The organism is Desulfobulbus alkaliphilus (genome assembly GCF_016918545.1).
Lineage (GTDB): Bacteria > Desulfobacterota > Desulfobulbia > Desulfobulbales > Desulfobulbaceae > Desulfobulbus > Desulfobulbus alkaliphilus.
The window spans coordinates 20011-43790 of sequence record NZ_JAFFQC010000021.1; the positions used below are offsets into that span (position 1 = coordinate 20011).

A 23780-nucleotide genomic window follows, 5' to 3' on the forward strand; every position below is an offset into this window, starting at 1 on the left:
GCTGGTGCCGGCCATCGCCCGCCGAGGCTCGTGCATTTTTGAGGAGATTGCCCATGATCCACGTTGAGAGTCTGACCAGGAGCTATGGGTCGCTGAAAGCAGTCGACGATGTCTCCTTTTTGGTCCAGCCCGGTGAAATTGTCGGCTTGCTGGGCCACAATGGCGCCGGCAAGACCACCATCATGAAGATGATGACCGGTTTTCTTGAACCGACCAGCGGCAGTATCACTATCGAACACCTGCAGATGGTCCTGGACCGGCGGGCCATCCAGGCCCGCATGGGCTATCTTGCGGAAAACTGTCCCCTGTATCCAGACATGACGGTGGTAGCCTATCTGGCCTATCTGGCTGCACTGCACGGCGTGGCCGCCGACCGGTTGGGCGGACTGCTGCGTTTGGCCCTGGAGCGGACTGCCCTGGTGGACAAGGCCGAACAGCAGATCGGCACCCTGTCCCGGGGATACCGCCAGCGGGTCGGTGTGGCCCAGGCCATTCTGCACCAGCCCCGGATTCTGATCCTCGACGAACCCACCAACGGGCTCGATCCCGCACAGATTCAGCATATGCGCTCCCTGCTGCGGGAATTGGCCAGGGAATCGACCCTGATCATCTCCACCCATATCCTCCAGGAAGTTGAGGCGGTGTGCGATCGGGTCATCATTATCCAGCAGGGACGCAAGGTGATCGACACCCGGCTCGATGCGCTGCGTGCCGGCAAACGACTGCTGGTGACCATTGAAGACCAGGACGATCCAGCTGCCTTTCTGGCCGGACTGCAGGGCGTAACTATGGTCGAAAGGCAGGGGTCGGCCAAGGGTCGGCTTCGTCTGGCCCTGAGTGGTACCATGGCCCCCGAAGAATTGGCGCCGATGATCGCCACCGCAGTTGTCAAACGAGGTCTGCGGCTCTATCGCCTGGAGACGGAAACGCCCAGTCTCGAGAAAATTTTTCGAGAAATCAATACGATCTCCGGGAGGGATCAGTGAGTACGCTGCATCAGGTTGTCCGTAGAGAGCTGGCCGCTTTTTTTGCCACTCCGGCCGCGTTTATTTTTTTGGCCGCCTTTATCGGGGTCACGCTGTTTGTCTTTTTCTGGGTGGAGACGTTTTTCAGCCGAAACATCGCCGATGTCCGGCCATTGTTTGCCTGGATGCCGCTCCTGCTCATCTTTCTGGTCGCGGCCATTACCATGCGGGTCTGGTCCGAGGAGCATCGAACCGGCACCCTGGAATCACTGTTGACCGCGCCGGTGAGGCCCTCCACGCTGGTCCTTGGCAAGTTCCTTGCCTGTCTGGCGCTGGTTGCCATCGGCCTGGTTCTCACCTTTCCTCTGCCGGTGACGGTCAGTCTGCTTGGTCAGCTTGACTGGGGCCCGGTGTTCGGCGGCTACCTGGCCAGCCTGATCCTCGCCGCCACCTATATCGCCATTGGTCTGTTCATCAGTGCCCGGTGCAACAGTCAGATTGTCAGCCTGATTGGCACGACGCTGGTCTGCGGTCTGCTCTACCTGCTCGGCTCCGATACCCTGACCGGCTTTTTCAGTAACCGGGGCGGAGAAGTGCTCAAACTGCTGGGAGCCGGCTCACGTTTTGAAGCCATCACCCGCGGAGTCATCGATCTACGGGATATTGTCTATTATCTCAGCCTCTGCGGCATTTTTCTCACTCTGAACCTGTATGGTCTGGAGCGGCGGCGCTGGGCGGGCAATCCGGCCAATGCCGCGCACCGGCGCTGGGGAGTGCTCACCAGTCTGCTGATCCTCAATTTTCTCCTGGTCAATATCTGGCTTGCCCCCATCGGCAGTCTCCGGGCCGATCTGACTGAAGGGCGGATCTATTCGATTTCCACCGCGACCCGTTCCTACCTGGAAAGATTGCAGGAGCCCCTGTTGATCCGCGGCTATTTTTCCGCGCAGACGCACCCCCTGCTGGCACCCTTACAGCCCCAGCTGCGCGATCTGCTGCGGGAATATCAAGTGGCCGGCGGTGGCAAGGTGCGGGTCGAGTTCATCGACCCCCAGCAGAGGCCGGAGCTGGAGCAGGAGGCCGGCGAAAAATATGGCATTCGCCCGGTCCCTTTTCAGACGGCCTCCCGTCATCAGACCGCGGTCACCAACAGTTATTTCGATGTGCTGATCAAATACGGGGATGCATTTGTCACTCTTGGTTTTCAGGACCTGATCGAGGTGAAGAGCGAGGGGGACACCCAACTCGAGGTAGCGTTGCGCAATCCTGAACATGACATCACCAGAGCCGTCAAAAAAGTGTTGTACAGTTATCAGGGAGAGGGTGATCTGTTTGCCGGCCTCGACAGTGCCGTGGTTTTTTATGGGTATTTTTCCGCCGAGCACAGGCTGCCGCAGCCACTGGTTGAACTCAAAGACAGCCTGGAGATGGTGCTGGCGGATATGGAGGACCAGGCGGGCGGTTTCTTTTCGTTTCACTTTATCGATCCGGAAGCCGACGGCGGGGCAGTGGCCCGCCAACTGACCGAGGAGTATGGCATGCAGCCCATGGTCGCCGATCCTCTGTCTTCGGAAACGTTCTGGTTTTACCTGATCCTTGCAAGCGATGATCAGGTGGTGCAGGTGGCGTTGCCGTCTGCTCTGGATCGAGTCGGTTTGAAGACAGCTGTCGAGGCCGGCCTGAAACGCTTTTCCAGTGGCATGCTGAAGACGGTGGGTTTGTCTGTGCCGACAGATATGTCATCGTCCATGGCCCCGTTTGGCATGATGAGCCAGGGCGCGACCTATCAGCTGCTGCAGCAGTTCATTGAACTGGAACATCGGGTACGGATGGTGGATCTCGATGAAGGGCAGGTCGCGCTCGATGTCGATATCCTTGTGCTGGTGGCACCGGAACAACTGACCGAGGTCCAGGTCTTTGCCGTGGATCAGTTTCTGATGCAGGGTGGGACGGTGGTGCTGGCCACCTCTCCCTTTGACCTTGCCTTGACCGACGGCCTCCAGGTCCGGGCCAAGGAGAGCGGGTTGACCGCCTGGCTGAGCAGCCATGGTCTCTCCCTGACCCATGCCATGGTGCTTGACCCGCAAAATGCCGCATTTCCGGTTCCGGTGGAACGTCATGTGGGCTCCCATATCGTGGAGGAAACGCATCTGATCAATTATCCCTATTTTATCGACATCCGTAGCGATGGCATGGATCGGGACAGCGGCCTGACCACCGGCATCGATCAGATTGCCATGACCTGGGCTTCACCGATCCTTATTGATCCGGAGCTGAACAGAGACAGGCGGCTGGTGCACTTGCTGGAAAGCTCACCCGGATCCTGGCTATCGGATTCGGTTGCTGTTCATCCCGATTTCGAGCGCTACGGCGCGACCGGCTTTTCTGTCGGTCAAGAAACAGGTCGGCAGCTTGTGGCGGTGATGGTTGAGGGCGTGTTCACCTCCTGGTTCGCGGACAGGGCTTCACCATTGGTGGCAGCCGCGCAAACCCGGCGGGATCAATCGACCCAGCCGGGTTCTGCCAGCATGGATGAGGCCGGGGATGAAATGCCCCCGGTGATCGACCAGGTGCTGCTTCATTCCCCGGATTCCGCCCGTATCATCCTGCTTGCCTCCAGCAGCTTTCTCGCCGACATCAGTCTCGAACTGGCCTCCGGAGCCAGTGGGTCACGCTACCTCAATCCCCTGCAGCTGGTGGCCAACTGCATCGATTGGTCCCTGGAAGACCGGGAACTGCTCGGCATCCGCGGGCGTAGTCATTTTGCCAGGACGCTGCTGCCCATGAGCAGTCAGCAGCGAGCTGCCTGGGAGTATGTTAATTACGGGCTTGCCGGTCTTGGTCTGCTGATGGTGTGGGGAGTGCAGCGCCTGCTCATGGTGCGATCGCGGCGGCGGTATCGAGCCTTGCTTGCTGGAGAGAGTGAAGAATGAAAAAGGGACTGATCATCTGCTCGGTGCTGGTTGTTGTCCAGCTCGTTTTGATTATACTGGTGTATCAGAGAGGTCGGGAAGAGGGGCCGGCATTGCCGACAGGACCGCTGCTCACTGTGGATCTGGAGGGCATAGAGCTTTTGGAGCTTGAAGACCGTGATGGACGGTCACTGGTGTTCAACAAGGAACAGGGCCTGTGGCGTCTTCCTGCATCGGCTGATCTTCCCGCCGATGGCCTCCGAATTCAGCAGCTGCTTGAACGGATCGGATCCGTGCAGCGGGGATGGCCCGAAGCCACCACCGTGGAAGCAGCAGTTCGCTTCAGAGTGGCCGCCGATCATTTTGAACGGAAACTGACCCTGCATGGTGAAGACGGAACCCGGCAGGTGTGGTATTTTGGCGTGTCTCCCGGGATACGGCGGATGTATGTCCGGGTAGACGGTGATCCGGAAATTTATTCTCTGCAGCTGCTGGGCTATGAACTGGAGGCCCTGGCCGATGCCTGGATCGAGCCGAGCCTTCTCCATCTCGAGGCCGAACAGGTCAAGCGAGTGGAGCTGCCCGGGCTGACCCTGGAGCGGCGGAACGAAACACTCCAGCCCATCGACCTGGACCAGGGAGAGGAGGTGAGGAAAGATCGGCTCGACTCCTTGATCCACCACCTGACTCGCTTGAGTGTCATCGGCGTTGTCGACTTGGAGAGTAGAGCTGGGTTGGCCCTGGACGATTCTTTTTTTTCGTATCGCCTGGTTTTGCAAGATGGTAGTGCCCAGGACTATGTCTGGTATCGACCTGTGACCGCGGAACCGGAAGAAGAAGCATTGCTGGCGGAGACCAGCCCTGTGCTCCGGATTTCCGGCTCTGAACAGCTGTTCCGGGTGGCGGCCTGGCAGGTGGAGGACATTGCCGGGATCAGCCGGAACGATCTGGTGCAGCCTCAGGGTGAAGGCAATGCTTTGCCGGCCATGGAAGTACTGGATCCGTCAGGGCTCTAGGTGCAGTGGCGACCATGCCGCCGGCTTTGCAACCAGGTATGGGGGTGATCCTGTGAAGTTTGCCTCGCTTCTCTCCCGCTCGGGCAGGAAATCTCACCGGAAATGGCGGCGTCAGGCTTTTCGTTTCCTGCTGTTTGTCGTGGGGACAGGGCTGGCTGTGCCGGCAGTGATTGTCTTGTGTCTGCGCTGGGTACCACCACCGACCAGTGCCTTCATGGTGATGCACCATTTCGAAAGGCTGACAAGCAGCCAGGAAGTGCCGCCTGTTCGTTATACCTGGGTTTCCCGTGATCAGATCAGTCCGTACATGGCCCTGGCGGTTCTTGCCTCCGAAGATCAGCGTTTTCCCGAGCATCGAGGCTTTGATTTTATTGCCATCAGGCAGGCAATGGAACAAAATACCCGGTCCACAAGACTGCGGGGGGCAAGTACCCTTTCGCAGCAGACCGCCAAGAACCTGTTTCTCTGGGGTGGGCGCAGCTACCTGCGCAAAGGAATCGAGGCGTGGTTGACCCTGTATCTGGAATTGTTGTGGCCGAAGGGCAGGATTCTTGAAGTGTATCTGAATATTGCCGAGTTCGGCAACGGTATCTATGGTGTGCATGCCGCATCGGCTCATTTTTTCAACAAAAAACCTGACCAGCTGACCCGCCGTGAAGCCGCCCTGCTCGCCGCTGTGCTGCCCAGTCCTCGGCGATTGCACGCGGATCGACCTTCGTCCTATCTGCAGTCCCGAGTTCGATGGATTCAAACCAATATGAATCGACTTGGCGGTACCCGCTTTGTCGATCGAATCTGGGCGCAGCCTGGGCATGGATGATTTGCGCATTCGCTTGATCCGGAGATTTCGCAGGCAGCAGGTTTTTGCCGCTGCCTCTTCTCCCCTGTCCGCCCGCATGCTCGGGTTGGTGGCCGACTGGCTGGCAGCCGGTGACCGGGATCCTCTGGCCGTATGAATACCTATCTTGCCACCTATCTTCATGATAAGGGAATTTCCCTGGGCGCGCATCTTGATACCTGGGCACGACAGCGGCGGGAGCCGGTCCTCTGGCTGCAATGGGAACCCCTGCGTGGGCAACCGGGACCACCCGAGTTCGGTTGGGTTGGCTGGATCGCCGACCTCTGGCAGGAAGGGTATCATTGGCATGGGCAGCTGGCCTGGGTGCACCCGCATGGGACCCGGATACAATGGCTTCCTGACCTGAAACGGTTTGCAAACGATCACCGGTCCCCTGTTGCTGTCCGGTAGCGGTTGTCAACTGAGAGCGGGGGAACAGATCCGCTGTTCCCGGGAGAGGATGAACCCGACAAACTGGCGATGTCCCTTTCACTCCAGGGGCCTCAGGTTTTGGCACTTGTTTTCCGTTTGCAACAAAACCGAAAGAAAAGGCCTTGTATTAATGAACACGACCGTTGTACAATGCAATTACAAGAGTGCAACTGGTCACGTGGGTGGGCATAGAGAGTTGTTGTCCGCCTATCCTGCTTGCATGAGTCTCGTTTTTTGCAAGTCCTGGCATGGGAGACTCCGTTAATGACATCCAACCAGAAATATTATGTCAACAAGAGCGATACCATTACCGTCCGTTGCCTTGCCTGTAACAAGTCACGATCCTTTTCGGTTGCCGGACTGAAGGGAAAGTCGCGCAACCTCAAAGTGCAGTGTCCTTGTACCAACACCTTTGCCATCGATATCGAATTCAGACGTTCGTATCGAAAAGATGTGCATATTGCCGGTGGGTACAGAAAAAGAGACGAAGTTGAGGACGTTGAACGATCATGTGTGGTGCGGAATATTTCCGTCGGCGGTCTCGGTATCAAAATCGAACATGACACCACGATTCAGGTGGATGACGAACTGATTGTCACCTTCAAGCTGGATGACCGGCATCAGCGGCGAATTGATACGGCGGTTAAAGTGCGGCATGTTGATCCCGAAAAAAGATTCGGCGGAGAATTCGTCGATCCGGATGACCCGTCTCGGGACGAAGTGCTCACTTTTTATTTGTAATTGGCAACAAGAATGAAAGGCTAAGTGCATCAGAGGTACCCTCTTTTTGCACTGCCACGGCTACCCGCGTGATGGGGTGATGGCGAGCAGTCAGTTTCGGATACGTCGGAGGGGCAGCCATGACCGCTTGCAAGGGGAGGGGCGTGGTCAATCACGAAACGGCCTCCCCAGTGCATGGTTGCATAAAAAACAGACAGCCTTGCGGAATCTCCGCAAGGCTGTCTGTTTTGTGGTGATGCTGATCTGTTGCTGCTTAGAACATGAAACGGAAGGATGTGACGATGTTGTGGCTGTGCGGATTGTTGATTTCCGCACCATTGATGACCGCGTGGGAATTGCCAAGGTACTCGTATCCCAAGTCAATGGCCATCTGTTCGTCGAGATTGAAGGTAACACCTAAGCCGCCTTTATAGGCAAAGACGCTTTCGGAATGGTTGACCCAGGAGGTTCCGCCGGTGAAATTATCAACCAAGGGGGCATTCAGATCATAGCGACCGTATCCGGCACCCACCGTTGCATAGACGGAGACCATATCCACCACGGGGAACTCGTAAGTACCATTGACCATATAGGTCCGCAATTTGACATCGCCGTCGGTATCGGACATATCCGCTTTTTGATCGGCGAATTCAACTTCGACCCTGAAGGCGCCGACTTCCATGTTGATGACTTTACCAACGGCAAGCTGCACACCCCAGCCCATATCGGTATCGATATATCTGCTGAGGAAGTCCTGCTGCTTGGGCCAGACCAGTTTCACGCCGGCGCGGACATACCAGGGATTCCACGGTGGCTCTTCCAGTCTGGTGATTCTCTGTTCATGGTCTTCGAGCTGAGAACCATGGGCGGAAAGCAGCTCATTCTGCTGCGCCTGTGAAGATTGCAGATCGTCGATTTGCTGCTGGCACTCATCCGGACAACCATCATCATAGATCATTTGTTTGCCCGGGCCGCCTGCAAGCACGGAATTTGCTGTCAACATGAACGCCGAAACAGCCAAGACACTCATTATTTTTTTCATACCATCTACCCCACTGTGATGAGACTTTATGACCATCTGGGCGTTATTGCCCGAAAAAACCCTCAAGACTTGATACGCATTCTTTTGCCTGATCACGAAGAGTCTGCTCAGGAGATGTGGACTGCAGCATAGTGTCCTCTTCACGCTTGCTGACTAATATAACAAAGACAATGATCGCTGGCAATATTGTTTGCATAAAAATACAAAATTTTGAACGAAAGTGCCAGGTTTTTTTCAGCTGATTGTTTTTGCAAAGGAAAAAAGTTCAAAAAATAGATCACAGGTAATTCTCAGCAACACTTTTCGATCAGATCTTGACGAAGGGCAGGCGTATCAGCTAGAGAGTGTCTGATCAGAAACGAGACACTCTGTTGTCCATCGAGGTGTGCTGAGAAATGTTCCCGTGGATATAGTGGCTCTGTTTCGAGGATTCCGCTGCAAGTATACGCTGAGTACTGCAAGGGTAAGGTACGTAAGGAGGTGTTGTGATACGAACAGGCTTGGAACAAATATGCGGATCCCCGGAAAAAATCCCTGAAGGGCGACGGCTGGGATTGTTGTCCAACCAGGCCTCCACCGACCACGGATACCATCATGCTCGCGATCTGCTTTGCCGGGCGTTCCCCGGTCGGTTGACCGCCCTGTTCTCGCCGCAGCACGGTTTTTTCAGCGAAAAGCAGGACAATATGATCGAGTCTGATCACAGTATCGATCAGGTGAGCGGGCTGCCGGTGTATTCTCTTTACGGCGAAACGCGCAAACCATACCCGTCCATGTTTGCCGACATCGATGTCCTCCTAGTTGATCTCATCGATGTGGGCACAAGAGTCTATACCTTCATCTGGACCGTGGTCCATTGCCTGGAAACAGCCGTGGCCACGGACGTCAAGGTTGTGATTCTCGATCGGCCCAATCCCATTGGCGGTCATCTGGTTGAAGGCAATCTGCTTCGTGAGGACTGCGCTTCTTTTGTCGGCCGTTGCCCAATTCCCATGCGCCATGGACTGACCATCGGTGAATTAGCCCTGTTCTGCAACCGGGAGATGCAGATCAACGCTGATCTCGACGTGATCCCCATGGCAGGTTGGAAACGGCACATGATGTTTCCAGCCACCGGCTACCCCTGGGTGTTCCCCTCGCCCAACATGCCTTCCCCCGCCACGGCTCTTGTCTATCCTGGTCAGGTGCTTTGGGAGGGTACCAATATTTCCGAGGGCAGGGGAACCACTCTGCCTTTTGAGCTCTTTGGGGCGCCGTTTTTTCATCAGGAGGAAATACTGACAATGCTGGCCAGGACAGCTTTGCCCGGGTGCCGGCTGCGACCGTTGCGATTTGAACCGACCTCCGGGAAATGGGCGGGTCAGGGGTGCAATGGATTTCAAATTCATGTCACCGATCCCGAAGTGTTCCAGCCCTATCGGACCAGTCTTGCACTGCTCCAGGCGGTCCGCAGTCTCTACCCGGACCATTTTGCTTATAAAGAACCGCCCTATGAGTATGAATACCAGCGGCTGCCCATGGACCTCATTCTTGGTGACCGGTCTGTGCGCCTGGCTGTGGAGGATGGGGTGCTCATTGAGGAACTGGAGCGGGAATGGCAGACTGAACTGCAGACCTATCGGCAGCGCAGCAGCACTCTTTTTCTTTACGATTGAAGATTGAAGGAAATTGCAGTAAGGTCTGACCCTTCCGGTCGACACAGGTGCAGTAGAAGAGAAACGGCATCAGCACAGGGGGTTAGAATGCGGTCGTTCCGGTGTTTCTCGTATGCCTGACACATTGAACCTTTTTTTCTTTCTGGAGTCTGTCCTGTGACCCGCGAATATACTCTGCAACAACTGGCTGACCTGGTGGGGGGCAGGGTGGAGGGTGATCCGCAGTTGTCCGTACGAGGATTGAACGGCATGGAATATGCCGGTCCCAATGAACTGACTTTTGTCCTCAGCACAAAGCAACTGCCTCTGCCGGCAGGCTGCAAGGCTGCCGCCTGTATCGTCCCCGAGGGTGCCGGTCCCCTGGACATCGCCACCATTGTCAGTGATCAGCCTTCGGTGGCAGCCGCCCGGATCCATACCCATCTCCTTGCCCGGCCTTTTATCACCAGGGGGGTCCATCCCTCGGCGGTGATCGGCAAGGAGTGCCGCATCCCCTCGGAGGTGACCATCGGTCCGCTGGTCTGCCTGGGAGATGGCGTGGCTCTGGGGGAGCGGGTGACCATCGGGGCCGGTGTCGTCATTGGTGCGGGCACGGTCATTGGTGAGGAGAGTGTCATCCACGCCAATGTCACCATCGCGGAGCACTGCACCATCGGCAAACGGGTTATGATCCACCATGGCGCGGTGATTGGCAGCGATGGTTTTGGTTTTGCCACCGACATGAGCGGCTGTCATTATAAAAAGCCACAGGTCGGTACGGTCCGCATTGATGATGATGTCGCCATCGGGGCCAATGCCTGCGTGGATCGGGCTGCCTTTGGCACCACCTGGATCAAAGCCGGAGCACAGATCGACAACCTGGTTATGGTTGGCCATAACGTGGTGGTGGGTGAACATTCAATCCTGGTGGCTCAGGCCGGTATTGCCGGCAGCACCACTCTGGGGCGAAATGTTGTCCTTGGAGCCAAGGCCGGAGTTGCTGGACATCTCCGCCTGGGAGACCGGGTCATGGCCGCAGCCATGAGCGGAATCCACAACAATCAGCCGCAAGGGGCCAAGGTCGGTGGCGCTCCCGCCTTTGAAATTAAACAATGGGGCAAGGCGACCGCCGTCTACAGCCGTTTGCCGGAAATGGCCAGGGAGCTGCGGCGCTTGCGTAAAGAAGTGGAACGGCTCAGCGAACTCCTTGCCCGAACAGAAGATCAACGGAGTGAAGAACAATGACCAGAGAGCGGGATGTGCAACTGCCCATCGATATTAAGGGGATCATGGAAATTCTGCCGCACCGATACCCATTCCTCATGGTTGATCGGATCGTGGAATTGGAAATGGGGGTCCGTATCACCGGCGTAAAGAACGTGTCCATGAACGAGCCTTTTTTTCAGGGCCATTTTCCCGGTGAACCGGTCATGCCCGGGGTTATGATACTCGAGGGCCTGGCCCAGACCGGGGGAGTCCTTTCTTCTCTGTCCAGTCCGGAGCTGATCGGCAGGCTGGTGTATTTCACCGGAATCGACAAGGCCAGGTTCCGCAGGGTGGTTCGTCCAGGTGATCAGTTGGTGTTCAAACTGGAAATGATCAAGCAGAAAGGCAAGGTCAGTAAAATGTCGGGCAGGGCTTATGTTGATGACCAGCTGACAACGGAAGCTGAAATGATGGCGACCTTTGCCTGATTATCCGCGGATAGGGGGCTGATACGCTGGATCAGCCATCCGATGCAACTATCCTGAATCCGTGACGGACGAACGCTCACGGATCCAGGACTATGTCTTACTTTGTACCCGATGAACGAATTCGATATATTGAGCAACGGCAGTATAGCCGTTGCGTCTCTTTTTTTCAGGATACTGCACCCATGAACATCCACCCCACTGCGGTCATCGACACCAGAGCGCAACTTGCCGAAGCGGTGACCGTTGAAGCCTATGCTGTTATCGACGGACCAGTACGGATCGGTTCCCAATCCAGGATCGGTTCCCATACGGTGATTTCCGGACAGACCACCATCGGTGCCCGGAACACCATCGGCTCTTTCTGTTCCATCGGTGCGCCGCCCCAGGACATCCATTACAAAGGGGAGCCTACTGAACTGACCATAGGTGATGATAATCTGATCCGTGAATATGTCTCCATCCATCGGGGCACGGCAAAAGGGAAGGGCAGGACTCTCATCGGCAATCGGAATATGATTATGGCCTATTGCCACGTCGCCCATGACTGCACCATTGCCGATCATGTGATTATGGCCAATGTGGCCACCCTGGCCGGCCATGTGGAGATCGGCAATCATGCCAACCTCGGTGGGTTGGTGGCGATCCATCAGTTTTGCCGGATCGGTGATTATTCCTATGTCGGCGGCATGTCCGGCATCGGTCTTGATGTCCCGCCCTATGTGATCATGGAGGGGACCCGGAATCAGATGCGCATCGCCGGTATCAACAAGATTGGCCTGCGCCGTTCCGGCATGGATCGGGGCACTATCAAAAATCTTGAAGAAGCTTTCAAAATCCTGTTTCGTTCTCCCCATCTCCTCCTCAGGGATTCACTGGCGTTTCTGGAAACGGAAATGAAGGATTGCCCTGAGGTCCAGTTGATGGTTGATTTTTTTCATTCCAGCAAACGCGGTGTGGTCAAGCGGACCATCGATGACTGAGAATGCCTCGAGGCCGGCCATTGGTCTGATCGCTGGTGGTGGTCAGTTTCCCTTGCTTTTTGCCGAGGCGGCACGCAAGCGAGGTCGCAGGGTTGTGGCCATTGCCCATACGAACGAAACCCTGACCGAACTCAAAGACCATGCTGATGTTATTTATTGGGTCAAATTGGGACAACTGGGAAAAATCATCCGTTATTTTCGCAGCGAGCAGGTCGAGGAGACCGTTTTTGCCGGCACCATCACCAAGACACGCATCTTTCATGATGTGCTTCCCGATTTAAAAGGGCTCACCCTGTGGAGCAAGATCGATACCCGCCTTGACGACGCCATTCTCCGCGCTGTGGCTGCCACGCTCGAGGAAGAAGGTATCCAGGTGCTGGCCTCCACCTGTTATCTGGATCACCTGTTCTTTCCTCGGGGAGTGCTGAGCCGTAAAAAACCTTCAGCAGCCCAGATGGAGGATATTCGTTTCGGCTGGTCCATTGCCCGGGCAGTGGGCAGTCTTGACATCGGTCAATGTGTGGTGGTTCGCGATCGCAGTGTGCTGGCAGTGGAGGCTATTGAGGGAACCGATGCCGCTATCCGCCGGGGAGGAGAGCTGGCCGGATCCGGGGCGGTAGTGGTCAAGGTGAGAAAACCCGGGCAGGATTTCCGTTTCGATCTGCCGGCAACCGGTGTTGGGACTATCGAAACCCTGGTAGCTGTCAAAGGGGCGGTCCTGGCTGTGGAGGCTGGAGAATCTTTGCTTTTTGACCGTGAAGCCATGGTCCGGGCCGCTGATCGCGCCGGGATCGTTGTCGTCGGGCTGGGAGAGGATGAACAGGGGGATTTACGCTGTTGACCTGAACCTGAATCCGTGACGGCTGGTCTGACGAACGCTCACGGATTCAGGCTGAACAAACAGCCCGTTACGAAATTGACAGACATAAGAGACGGATAGGGAGAGTATGGGTATGCGGAACATGATACGGATCGTTGATCTCCTCAACCAGCAACCGGTGGGTGAGACCATTGAGGTGTGCGGCTGGCTGCGGACCCGTCGCGACTCGGGTGCTCTTTCTTTTCTGGAGATCAACGACGGGTCCTGTCTTGCCGGTTTGCAGGTGGTGGCCGAGGAAAGCCTTGCCAATTATGCCACTGAAGTTTCCCGACTCACCACGGGCTGCTCGCTCCGGATCCAGGGTGTGCTGGTCGCTTCGCCGGCCAAGGGGCAGGACGTGGAGGTGCAGGCGACAACCATCACCGTGATCGGCTGGGCCGATCCCGAAACCTACCCGCTGCAGAAAAAACGTCACAGCTTCGAATATCTCCGTTCGATCAGCCATCTTCGTTCCCGGACCAATGCCCTGGGGGCAGTTGCCAGGGTCCGTAGTACCCTCAGTTTCGCTATCCATCGCTTTTTTCATGAGCAGGGGTTTCTCCAGGTCCACACGCCGGTCATCACCACCTCTGATTGTGAAGGCGCGGGGGAAATGTTCACGGTGACTTCGCTGGAACCTGCCCAAATGCAAGGGTCGGCCCCCTTTTCCGGGGATTTTTTCGGCAGGCGGGCGGGATTGACGGTCAGTGGTCAGCTACAAGCCGAGATTTTTGCCTTGAGCCATAGCCGCGTGTATACCTTCGGGCCGACATTCCGGGCGGAGAATTCCAATACCAGCCGCCATCTGGCAGAGTTCTGGATGTTGGAGCCGGAGATGGCCTTCTGCGATCTGAATGGTAATATGGAGATGGCCGAGGTCATGATCAAGTATCTGGTCAAGGCGGTCCTTGCCGAATGTGCGGAGGACCTTGAGCTGTTTGACCGATTTATCGCCAGGGGGGTACACAAGAAATTGACCCGGCTCAGTGATCGTCCCTTTGTTCGTCTGACCTATACCGAGGCCATTGCCGAGTTGGAACGGTCGAGCCGCAGGTTCGACTTTCCGGTCCAGTGGGGCCTTGATCTGCAGGCTGAGCATGAGCGCTATCTTTGTGAAGAGGTGGCTCAGGCACCAGTGATCGTCACCAATTATCCCAAAAAGATCAAACCCTTTTATATGCGTCTCGATGATGACGGTCATACCGTGGCGGCCATGGATATTCTGGTGGCCGGTATCGGAGAGCTGGTCGGTGGCAGTCAGCGGGAGGAGCGGTATGACCTGCTCGCCCAGCGGATGACTGAGGCTGGGCTCGACCTCGATCAGTATAGCTGGTATCTGGACCTGCGCCGCTATGGTTCCGTGCCCCATGCCGGGTATGGCCTGGGGTTTGAACGATTGGTCCAGTTTGTCACCGGAATGAGCAATATCCGTGACGTTATTCCCTTTCCGCGTACGCCGGGCAGCGCTCCTTGCTGACTGGCCCTGGCGTGGAGGTGCAGGGAAAGGTTGCGGGATAACAAGGAGGCTTGCCATCGCGGGAATCACTGGTCACATCAATGGGCTGAAGCCCAAACAGCTGCGGGATCTCGAGCGGCTGGCTCAGAAAAAAATGCGGCCCGAGGACATTATCGGCCGTGAGGTTGCCCGTGCTCTGGCGGAGATTTCCACGGAGTTGAACCGGCGGGTCGGGCTCCTCATCCATCGGTCCGGGCGTATAGAAACGGTCATCGTCGGTGATTACGACCGGATCACCATACCCGCCCTGGCCGGTGTCGGAGCCGCCGGTGGACGACTGCGCGGCCTGCGTTGCGTGCATACCGTGCTGGGCCGGGCCGCGGCGGTGAGTGAAGAAGACATTATGGATCTGGCCTGCCTGCGGCTCGATCTGATGGCATCCCTGACCATCAGGGAAGGGTTGCCGGACCTGCTGCACACGGTGCATCTCATTCCCCGTCAGATTGACGGCCGCGACTGGACCACGTTGCCTCCGGTTCATCCGGCCAATGTGCAGCAATCCTGCCTCAGCCTCATCGAGGCCCTTGAGGAGGAATTCGTCCGGGAACGGCCGGTGCTCGATGTCGACCAGGGGAAGGATCGCGCCATTCTTGTCTCGGTCACCACCGGCTCGAGGAGCGAGGCTGAGGAATCCCTGGCCGAGTTGGTCGAACTGGCCCGCTCCGCCGGGGTCGAGGTGCTCGGGCAGGTGCTGCAGCGACGGAAGCAAATGCATCCCCGCTTTATCCTTGGTCGCGGCAAGCTGGTGGAGATCATGCTGATGAGTTTGCGTATGGGGGCTAATCTGCTCCTTTTCGATCAGGAACTCAGCCCATCCCAGATTCGTTCAGTCACCGATCATACCGATCTGCGGGTGATCGATCGGACGCAGTTGATTCTCGATATTTTTGCCAGTCGGGCCCGCTCCCGGGAAGGAAAGCTCCAGGTCGAAATGGCCCAGCTCAAATACATGCTGCCCAAATTGACCACCCGTGACGACGCCCTTTCCCGTCTGACCGGCGGTATCGGTGCCCGCGGACCGGGGGAGACCCGCCTGGAGATCGACCGGCGGCGGATCAATGACCGCATTGCCCGCCTGAGCAAGGAACTGAAGGGTGTGGGGAATCAGCGCTACCACCGACGAAGTCGACGGCGAAAGCGTGATGTACCGGTGATCTCTCTGGTGGGTTACACCAATGCCGGCAAGTCCACGCTCCTCAACACCCTGACCAAAAGTGATATCCAGGCTGAGGATCTGCTGTTCGCCACCTTGGATCCCACCAGCAGGCGGCTGCGTTTTCCCCAGGACATGGAAGTGATCATCACCGATACCGTTGGCTTCATCCGTCATCTGCCCGCTGATCTGCTCAAGGCTTTTGAATCAACACTGGAGGAATTGCTCGAAGCCGACCTGTTGCTTCATGTCATCGATGTATCCAACCCGGCCTGGCCGCGTCAGGTGGAGGTGGTGGAGTCGCTGCTGACCAAACTGGAACTGGATACCATTCCCTGTCTCAAAGTGTTCAATAAGCTTGATCTGGTCGATCCCGAGGATTACGGACAATTACCGAGCAACGAGGAAGGGGTGGTGGTCAGTGCTCTGCGGGCTGAAACGCTGACTCCGTTGTTAACCAGAGCATGGACCATGTTGCGGGAGTCAGTGGACCGGCGGGAATGAAAAGGAGAGCGACCCCAGGAACACCGGCGCGGATGGGATGAGGTGAGCGGGAGTCTGGATTAATCAGGTCTGGAGGAAAAAACCCAGGGCTTTTTCCATGGCGGCATCCTCCATGAACTGACAGCCGATAACGTTCTGCTGGACAGATTTCACAGTCGCTCGTTTTTTCAGGACACTTTGTTTTTTATCGTTGAGCTGAAATTCGACCAGGAGGAGCTGGTCTTTCTCGATCCGATGCAGACCTGAGACAGTGAATCCCAAGCCGCCGCGGGAGATGTTGATGATGTGGATGATGCCGCCGCCAACCCCGCCTTCACTGAGAATCTCGTAAGTGCCGGGCAGGTTCGTCTTTTTTCGGTAGTGGCGGCGAAAATCAAGCAGAATGTTGTACACGTGCCGGCAACGGCAACGGGCGGTGATGACATGGCGGCCATGGCGGAATCGTTCCGCGGAGACATTGCGCACTGCCCCGCAGGCGGGGCAGATGAGAGTTGCCGTGCCATTGGTGCGCACATGGGCTTTGAGAGCGGAAATCGTCATCAGCTGCCGATCAGTCGTAGATGATGCAGGTGTAGCGTTCCAGTTCCGCTTCGGTTTGCGGATCAAGGTCGGCGGCGACTTCGTGGATCTGGTACTCCCGCCTGCATCCAGTGCATTGCAGACGGATCTGACGACAGCGGCGTTGGACGACGAGTACTTCACTGCACTTTCCGCACTTCACTGCTGTTGCTCCTTGCCGATGAGTTGTTCCCGGGTAAACACCGCCTGCAGGGGATAGCCATGGGCGGCAAGGGTGTCGGCTCCTCCTTCCTGCCGGTCGACAATGGTGGCGACCAGCCCGACCTTGAGGCCCTCATTTTCCACCCGTTCGATCACTTTAAGCAGGGTGCCGCCGGTGGTGACCACATCTTCCACCAGCGCGACCAGGCTGCCTGGAACGAGGTTGTTTTTTCCTTCAATGTACTTGCCGGTGCCATGACCTTTGGCTTCCTTGCGAACGATGAAGGCCGGAATGGGTGCTTTTTCCAGATAACTGACCAGGGAGACCGCGGTCACCAGCGGGTCGGCCCCCAAAGTCATGCCGCCGACCCCGCAAATTGGCCGTGGGTGCCGGCGGATCAGATCAAAAAGGAGCCGGCCGCAGAGATAGCCTCCTTCAGCGTCCAGGGTGGTCTGTTTACCGTCCACATAAAAATCCGAGGTTGCCCCCGAGGTAAGGGTGAAGGTCCCCTGACGGTAGGATTTTTGGATAAGCAGTTCTCGCAACCGTTGTCGTTCGTTCATGTTATTTTCATGCCTGTCTTATGTCTTAATAATATAGTAATAAAATACCCTTTTTTCCGGGTTTGGCAAAACGATTTTGCAATTGGTATGAAAGGACGAGCTGTTTTTTCCCTATCCTGGATCCGTGAGCGGACGCCCCGAAGAGCGGCTGGTGAAGGTTATCTCTAAGGGTTCTGCTGCAATTATAAAATGATTACAGCAGTATATACCCAAAACAAGCGTCCAGCCGTCACGGATTCAGGCCTATGCTTATACAAAACCCGGAATTTTTGGGGGGCGGAATAATCGGCCTCGGTTCCTGTCGGCAGGAGAATAATTTGGAGAGTGTTCCGGCTTGCATTTTCCTGGCGGCTCGTGGATACTGAAATTAGCCTTGGTCCCTTTTTTCACTGGAATACTATTGAGGATTTCGATATGTGCGGAATAGTCGGTTATGTCGGAAACAGAAGAGTGGTGCCCATTCTTCTTGAGGGGTTGCGTCGTCTCGAATATCGCGGCTATGATTCCGCCGGGCTTGTGTATCACCTCAATAACCGTCTGGTCCGGTACCGGGCCAAGGGAAAACTGGCGAATCTGGAAGCCGTGGTGGATGAGCATGTCGGCGCGGCCAGCAGTACCGGGCTGGGGCATACCCGCTGGGCAACCCACGGTGCGCCCACCGAAGACAACGCCCATCCCCACACAGATTGCAGCGGTGACCTGGTCGTGGTTCACAATGGTATTCTCGAAAACTACAGTGCCCTTAAAGCTGAATTACAGGCAAAAGGGCACCTCTTCACCTCGGAAACCGATACCGAAGTCCTGGCCCACCTGATTGAAGATGCCTTGACGGACGATCTGGTGGCGGCGGTGCGGGAGGCGCTGTCCCGGGTTGAAGGTTCCTACGCCGTTGGGGTGCTCTGGGCTGGCCGGCCTGATTTGCTGGTGGCCGCTCGCAACCAGAGTCCCCTGGTCATGGGCGTCACCGAGGATGCCTGTTTCATCGCCTCGGACATTCCCGCCCTGTTGCCCTATACCCGGGAAGTCATTTTTCTCGATGATCGAGAGCTGGTGGTCCTGGGCAAAGGCGAGTACACCATCCTGCAGGTCGATGACGGGGCCAAACTGGTCAAACCGGTCACCACCATTGACTGGAATGCCGCCATGGCGGAAAAGGCCGGATACCGTCATTTCATGCTCAAGGAGATTTTCGAACAGCCCCAGGCCATTCTCAACACCATCAGCGGTCGGATCATTGCCGACACCGGGGTGGTTGATCTGCCGGAAATCGGCCTGGATCACCAGGCGCTCAAGGCTGTCGAGCGGATAGCTCTGGTGGCCTGCGGTACCTCCTGGCATGCGGCTCTGGTCGCCAAATACTGGATAGAGAAGTGGGCGGGTATTCCGGTGGAGGTGGATATCGCTTCCGAATTCCGGTATCGCCACCTGCTGGTCAATGAGCGGGTGTTGACCATTGCCATCTCGCAGTCCGGGGAAACCGCCGACACCCTGGCCGGTATCCGCCGGGCGACCCAGCTCGGCTCCAAGGTGCTGACCATCTGCAACGTGGTCGGTTCCACCATGACCCGGGAAGCGGACGGTGTCCTCTATACCCATGCCGGCCCGGAAATCGGGGTGGCATCCACCAAGGCCTTTACCTGCCAGTTGACCGCCCTGTTTCTGCTCACCCTGTATCTGGGTCAGCTCCGTGGGACCATTGATCCGGCGACCCGTAGATATCTGGGCGGTGGCCTGATCGACATCGCCGGGGTGATCAACGCGGAGCTGCCGCGTCTGCAGGAGGAGATCAGGGATCTTATCGAGCGCTACTACGACGCCCGGGATTTTCTCTTTGTCGGCAGAGGGCTCAACTTCCCCATTGCCTTGGAGGGCGCCCTGAAACTCAAGGAGATTTCCTATATCCATGCCGAGGGGTATGCCGCCGGAGAACTCAAGCACGGTCCCATTGCCCTGATTGATCGCGATATGCCGGTGGTGGCCCTGGTGCCCAAAGACAGCACCTACTTGAAATCGGTGTCCAATATCGAGGAAATCAAGGCCCGGCAGGGGCGTCTGGTGCTGGTCGGCACCGCCGGCGACACCCACCTGACCTCGCTCACCGAGGATGTTCTCTATCTTCCCGAGGTGCTGGAGGATCTGAATCCGCTGTTGTATACCATTCCGGCGCAGTTGCTGGCCTACGAGATTGCCCACCGCCGGGGGTGTGATGTCGATCAGCCGCGGAATCTCGCCAAGAGCGTCACCGTCGAGTAGGGTCAGGCCAAGAGCCTGGATCCGTGAGCGGATACCCCGAAGGGCGGCTGGTGAAATTTATTGCCAAAGATTTCATTACAATTAAAACATGATTACAGCAAGATATATCTAAAACAAGCGTCCAGCCGTCACGGATTCAGGTGCTTTGTGAACAGACGGTACCCGGCTGCTTTGCCATCGGCGGCTGTTCGGGTGGCGATGAGGAGCAGAAGCGGCATGGCCACGGCCCAACTGAGGCCGATCTGCACCAGGCTGGGGACAAGGTCAGCGCCAAACGTGGCGGCGCCGAGGCGGACACCGGCCCAGTAGGCTAGCGCACCGGACACGGCACCGAGGATGGCACCGAAGGTGTAGCGATTGTTGAGCCAGGACAGTGAGTAATGGAGGGTGGTTGCGACCAGCAGCCACAGCACCAGAATCCACCCCGGAGGCAGGGCTGGATGGATAATGCCGCCGGCAAAGACCAGTACGCCTGTCTGGACATGAAAGGTATCCACGGCCAGGCCAAGGGTCAGGCTGAAGGCAAGAAGCCTCACTTCCTGCCCGGGGCGGCGGGCCAGGGCCAGATGGACCAGAGCCAGGAGGAGTCCGGCTCCGGCTGCCGTCCAGGGCCATCCGGCGGCCGCTCCCAGCACGCAGGCAAACCAGCCGGTCTGAAAAAGACTGTAATTGATCAGTGAGGTTACCGTGCTGCGATTCATGGTCAGATCTTTGCTGCTCCCTGTTCTCCCATCCTGGCCAGGGTCAGGTGGTAGTTGCGCACCAGACGGTTATAAAAACCGGCTTGGCAATAACTGAAGTAATACTCCCATTTACGGAGAAAGTTTTCATCGAATCCCAGTTCCAGCACCCGTGAACGCTCTGCAAGCAACGCTTCACGCCACAGGGCCAGGGTGCGGACATAGTGAAAACCTATGTCCTCCATGGCAACGATGTTGAGACGGGTGTTCCTGGCCATGGCTGCGGTCATTGCCCCCAGGGAGGGCAGGTGGCCGCCGGGAAAGATGTGCTTGCGGATCCAGTCCGAACCCAGGCGATAGGCGCGGTATTTCTGGTCCGGCATGGTAATGGCCTGGAGGACAATCCGACCTCCGGGGGCCAGCAGCCGATCGAGCGCGGCGAAATACTCCGGAAGGTACCGATGGCCCACCGCCTCGATCATTTCAATGGAGATGATTTTGCTGAACTGTCGCCCCTCGACATGGCGGTAATCGGTGAGTTGCACCTCGATCCTCTCCTCCAACTGCTCTTCCCGCACCCGTTGGCAGACCCAATCGAACTGCTCGCGCGAAACCGTGATGGCCAGCAGGCGACAACCGGTTCGACGGACCGCTTCCAGGGCAAACCCTCCCCAGCCGCAGCCGATTTCAAGCACATGATCCTCCGGACCGATTCCGGCCCTGGCAAGGATTGTCTCGATTTTATTGATCTGGGCCTGATGGAGATTGTCGTTGTCCGTCTTGAAGATCCCGCTCGAGTAGCACATGGTCGGGTCGAGAAAGATCTTGTAGAAGGCATTGCCAAGATCATAGTGATCGCTGATGTTGCGGCGGCTGCCACTGGGTGAGTTTTTCCTGCGGAGGTGGAGGAGAAAATTGACCATCCTGCCGACCAGAGCAGGCCACAGGCGACGGTCGTTGACCGCTTCTTCCCTGAGGGAAAGCAGAGTGAGCAGAGCCACCAGATCCGGACTGCTCCAATCGCCGTCGGTATAGGCCTCGCCAAAGCCGATATCCGCCGCCAGCATGGCCCGGGTGAAGAATCGATGACGATGGACGACCATGGTCACCTGCGGTTGGCCATCGGCAGTACCGAAAGTCAAGCGCTGTCCCTGCGGATCGATCAGGGTCATCCTGCCATGGTCAAGCTGGCTGAAAAATCGGGTCACGACCCAGGTTGCCAGCCGCTCCAGGCGAGAGGGGGGTGCCTGGCGAATGGTCAGGGGCGAGCTGGGGTCGGGTTTGGGATAGACGGTGAGTTTTTTCTGCAGGGAAAGACGCGCAGCCTGCCAGAGGATGCGGGGAAAAGTGCTCACTGCCCGCAGCGGGTGAAGCAGGATTGTGCGGGCGAGGACAGCCGGGGTCAGGGGGATGGCTGTGCCGGTGAAGGTGGCCACCAGGGCCTGCTGTCCCTGGAGATAATAGCTTATTTCCAGTCTCAGTTCCTTGTCCCCTGGGGGAGAGAGCCGGAATCGGTACTGGCCGGTGCGGGGAAAAAAAGGGGAGACGTGAAAAGTTTTATCGGTCTGCAGGGGCTGTCCATCCGCGGTGGGCCGCAGCACATAGAGATGGCTTTCGCCAAAAGTGTTGTTGACCTGCACCAGGACAGCGAACAGTTGGTCCCCGGTATCGTAGCAGTAAAAGAAACTGACCGGGTTGAAAATATAATGGAACTGGCGCAGGGCCGTCACCAGAACAGTGCGGGCAGGGGAGGCAGCCATCCCGTTTTCCCGCAGGGCCCGTTCCACCTTGGCCGTCAGCGATTCCTGACCGGGAAAAAGGTAGTCTTTGTCGTGGAGGGCCAGGGGCCGTATCTTGTTGTGGCCGAACCAGAAGGAATTGTCATCGAGCTGGTCCAGATCAGCCAGGTCAAGGGCGTAGAGATGGAGCCGATAGGTGAAATCGTGCTCAGCCGCATGGGTACGGGTGTGCCGTAACTGACCGGTATAGAGGTGCGCGTTCATCGTTTTGCCAGTAGATGTGCCACCGTCTGATAACTGGAACGGACGGCGTCTTCGTGGAATCCATAGCCGAAGTAACTGCCGCAGAACCAGGTGTTGCGCTCACCGTTGAGGGACGGCAGGGCTTCCTGAGTTGCCATGGAGGTCCTGGTGTAGGTGGGATGGTGGTAGAGCATGGTGGCGATGACCCGGGAATCATCGTACCCGTCAGGCCGGTTCAGGGTCACCAGGTACTGGTTATGGGTTTTCAGGCCCTGGAGCAGGTTCATATGGTAGGTCACGTAGACCGATTGTTGCCCGCCATGATCGGCCTCCCTGCGGAAATTCCAGCAGGACCAGGCCCGGGGCAAGGGGGGCAGGATTGAGGTGTCGGTATGGAGGACTGTGGTGTTGCTTTCGTATTCCCAGGCGCCGAGCAATCGTTTTTCGTTCTCGGAGGGGTCGGCCAGCATCCGCAGCGCTTGATCAGCATGGGTGGCGACGACAACCCGATCAAAGCGCTGGGTATGGTCGGCACACTCCACATCCACCCCTTCGGCGGAACGATGGATCCGGCGGATCCCGCTGTTGAGACGGATGGTGCCGGTGAAACGATCCGTAAAGGCCTTGACGTAGCTGTGGCTGCCGCCACTGACTGTTCGCCAGGCCGGTCGGTTGCGCAGGGAGAGCAGCCCGTGGTTTTTGAAGAAGAGGAGAAAAGAGCGGGCCGGGAAAGCCGTTACCTGACCGGCAGGTGTCGACCAGATAGCCGCGGCCATGGGTTTGAGATAGTTCTCCACCATAAAGGGCATGAAGCGGTGGTGATGGACATACTCTTCCAGGGTGCCGAGATCTTCCTGGCTGGCGAGATCAGCCAGAGCCAGGCGACTGAAGCGGCCGATTTCAAGCAGGAAACGATAAAATCGGGGCCTGAATAGATTGGCCCGCTGGGCAAAAAGTCCATTGAGGTTGTTGCCTGCATAAACCAGGCCGGTTTGCCGGCAATCGAGGCAAAAAGACATCTCGGTCTCCCGGGATGACACCTTCAGGTCATGGAGAAAACTGATGAAAAGTGGATAGGTGGCCTGGTTGAAAACGATGAAGCCGGTATCCACCGGCGTGCCGGCATCCGGGCCATCGGTAATGGTGATGGTGTGGGTATGGCCGCCCAGGTACTCGTTTTGTTCAAACAGGGTAACTTCATAGCTGTCCTGGAGAAGATGGGCTGCGACGATTCCGGCGACGCCACCGCCGATCACAGCGATGTTTGCTTTGTTTTCCTGGTGGGTTGACACCGTTGAACCTCCGACTGAATCCGT

The 23780-nt window shown here is 57.1% G+C and carries 22 protein-coding genes; 15 read left to right on the forward strand and 7 right to left on the reverse strand.

Annotated features, from left to right (window positions below):
- Positions 1-53 precede the first annotated feature (53 nt).
- The 7 genes from JWG43_RS11840 (at position 54) to JWG43_RS11870 (ending at position 6904) form a co-directional block, all read left to right on the forward strand.
- Complete coding sequence (locus tag JWG43_RS11840) at positions 54-986, forward strand: ABC transporter ATP-binding protein (protein ID WP_205243145.1); 933 nt, start codon at positions 54-56, stop codon at positions 984-986.
- Positions 983-3898, forward strand: coding sequence for a Gldg family protein (locus JWG43_RS11845; protein WP_205243146.1), 2916 nt, complete (start codon positions 983-985; stop codon positions 3896-3898). Before JWG43_RS11840 ends, JWG43_RS11845 begins: the two co-directional genes overlap by 4 nt.
- Positions 3895-4893: a DUF4340 domain-containing protein gene (locus tag JWG43_RS11850; RefSeq protein ID WP_205243147.1), complete on the forward strand. Its 999-nt coding sequence runs from the start codon at positions 3895-3897 to the stop codon at positions 4891-4893. The genes JWG43_RS11845 and JWG43_RS11850 overlap by 4 nt, the downstream gene beginning before the upstream one ends.
- A gap of 52 nt (positions 4894-4945) precedes the next feature.
- Positions 4946-5713, forward strand: coding sequence for a monofunctional biosynthetic peptidoglycan transglycosylase (gene mtgA / locus JWG43_RS11855; protein ID WP_205243148.1), 768 nt, complete (start codon positions 4946-4948; stop codon positions 5711-5713).
- On the forward strand, positions 5706-5849 hold the full coding sequence (locus tag JWG43_RS11860) for a hypothetical protein (RefSeq protein ID WP_205243149.1): 144 nt from the start codon (positions 5706-5708) through the stop codon (positions 5847-5849). Before mtgA ends, JWG43_RS11860 begins: the two co-directional genes overlap by 8 nt.
- A complete protein-coding gene (locus JWG43_RS11865) occupies positions 5846-6142 on the forward strand; it encodes a DUF2332 family protein (protein ID WP_205243150.1) in 297 nt (98 codons plus the stop codon). Before JWG43_RS11860 ends, JWG43_RS11865 begins: the two co-directional genes overlap by 4 nt.
- A gap of 285 nt (positions 6143-6427) precedes the next feature.
- Positions 6428-6904 (forward strand): PilZ domain-containing protein, encoded by a 477-nt coding sequence (locus JWG43_RS11870; RefSeq protein WP_205243151.1) that lies wholly within the window; start codon positions 6428-6430, stop codon positions 6902-6904.
- A 253-nt stretch (positions 6905-7157) separates the two neighbouring features.
- Here JWG43_RS11870 and JWG43_RS11875 read toward each other — a convergent pair whose 3' ends face one another.
- Positions 7158-7925 (reverse strand): outer membrane protein, encoded by a 768-nt coding sequence (locus JWG43_RS11875; protein WP_205243152.1) that lies wholly within the window; start codon positions 7923-7925, stop codon positions 7158-7160.
- A 485-nt stretch (positions 7926-8410) separates the two neighbouring features.
- Between JWG43_RS11875 and JWG43_RS11880 the strand changes: the two genes are divergently transcribed.
- The 7 genes from JWG43_RS11880 to hflX all read left to right on the forward strand — a co-directional run bounded on the left by JWG43_RS11880 (position 8411) and on the right by hflX (position 16265).
- On the forward strand, positions 8411-9580 hold the full coding sequence (locus JWG43_RS11880; RefSeq protein ID WP_205243153.1) for an exo-beta-N-acetylmuramidase NamZ domain-containing protein: 1170 nt from the start codon (positions 8411-8413) through the stop codon (positions 9578-9580).
- Positions 9581-9736: 156 nt separating this feature from the next.
- A complete protein-coding gene (gene lpxD, locus JWG43_RS11885) occupies positions 9737-10804 on the forward strand; it encodes a UDP-3-O-(3-hydroxymyristoyl)glucosamine N-acyltransferase (RefSeq protein ID WP_205243154.1) in 1068 nt (355 codons plus the stop codon).
- Positions 10801-11253: a 3-hydroxyacyl-ACP dehydratase FabZ gene (gene fabZ / locus JWG43_RS11890; RefSeq protein WP_205243155.1), complete on the forward strand. Its 453-nt coding sequence runs from the start codon at positions 10801-10803 to the stop codon at positions 11251-11253. Before lpxD ends, fabZ begins: the two co-directional genes overlap by 4 nt.
- Before the next feature lie 92 nt (positions 11254-11345).
- Positions 11346-12233: an acyl-ACP--UDP-N-acetylglucosamine O-acyltransferase gene (lpxA, locus tag JWG43_RS11895; RefSeq protein WP_240193548.1), complete on the forward strand. Its 888-nt coding sequence runs from the start codon at positions 11346-11348 to the stop codon at positions 12231-12233.
- A complete protein-coding gene (locus JWG43_RS11900) occupies positions 12226-13074 on the forward strand; it encodes an LpxI family protein (RefSeq protein ID WP_205243156.1) in 849 nt (282 codons plus the stop codon). The genes lpxA and JWG43_RS11900 overlap by 8 nt, the downstream gene beginning before the upstream one ends.
- Positions 13075-13195: 121 nt before the next feature.
- Positions 13196-14569, forward strand: a complete 1374-nt coding sequence (gene asnS / locus JWG43_RS11905) for an asparagine--tRNA ligase (RefSeq protein WP_371925190.1) — start codon at positions 13196-13198, stop codon at positions 14567-14569.
- Positions 14523-16265: a GTPase HflX gene (gene hflX, locus JWG43_RS11910; RefSeq protein ID WP_338033262.1), complete on the forward strand. Its 1743-nt coding sequence runs from the start codon at positions 14523-14525 to the stop codon at positions 16263-16265. Before asnS ends, hflX begins: the two co-directional genes overlap by 47 nt.
- Before the next feature lie 63 nt (positions 16266-16328).
- Here hflX and JWG43_RS11915 read toward each other — a convergent pair whose 3' ends face one another.
- Genes JWG43_RS11915 through pyrE form a run of 3 tightly spaced genes read right to left on the reverse strand, consistent with a single transcriptional unit; the run spans position 16329 to position 17549 of the window.
- Entirely contained in the window at positions 16329-16805 is a 477-nt protein-coding gene (locus tag JWG43_RS11915) for a PilZ domain-containing protein (RefSeq protein WP_205243158.1), read from the reverse strand.
- A 10-nt stretch (positions 16806-16815) separates the two neighbouring features.
- Positions 16816-16986, reverse strand: coding sequence for a dual CXXC motif small (seleno)protein (locus JWG43_RS11920; protein WP_205243159.1), 171 nt, complete (start codon positions 16984-16986; stop codon positions 16816-16818).
- Positions 16983-17549: an orotate phosphoribosyltransferase gene (pyrE, locus tag JWG43_RS11925; protein WP_205243160.1), complete on the reverse strand. Its 567-nt coding sequence runs from the start codon at positions 17547-17549 to the stop codon at positions 16983-16985. The genes JWG43_RS11920 and pyrE overlap by 4 nt, the downstream gene beginning before the upstream one ends.
- Before the next feature lie 414 nt (positions 17550-17963).
- On the opposite strand from pyrE, the gene glmS reads away from it, so the two are divergent.
- Complete coding sequence (gene glmS / locus JWG43_RS11930; RefSeq protein ID WP_205243161.1) at positions 17964-19802, forward strand: glutamine--fructose-6-phosphate transaminase (isomerizing); 1839 nt, start codon at positions 17964-17966, stop codon at positions 19800-19802.
- Between the two features lie 128 nt (positions 19803-19930).
- Here the strand turns inward: glmS and JWG43_RS11935 are convergent, their stop codons facing one another.
- From JWG43_RS11935 to JWG43_RS11945, 3 genes are read right to left on the reverse strand one after another with little or no spacing between them, the layout of a single operon-like run.
- Positions 19931-20503 carry a DUF2878 domain-containing protein gene (locus JWG43_RS11935; RefSeq protein WP_205243162.1) on the reverse strand — a complete coding sequence of 191 codons (573 nt, stop codon included), beginning with the start codon at positions 20501-20503 and terminating at the stop codon, positions 19931-19933.
- 2 nt (positions 20504-20505) lie between these two features.
- The gene (locus JWG43_RS11940; protein WP_205243163.1) at positions 20506-22485 is read right to left on the reverse strand and encodes a DUF1365 family protein; all 1980 of its coding nucleotides are present in this window, start codon (positions 22483-22485) and stop codon (positions 20506-20508) included.
- Positions 22482-23756, reverse strand: coding sequence for an FAD-dependent oxidoreductase (locus JWG43_RS11945; protein ID WP_205243164.1), 1275 nt, complete (start codon positions 23754-23756; stop codon positions 22482-22484). The genes JWG43_RS11940 and JWG43_RS11945 overlap by 4 nt, the downstream gene beginning before the upstream one ends.
- Between the last annotated feature and the right edge of the window lie 24 nt (positions 23757-23780).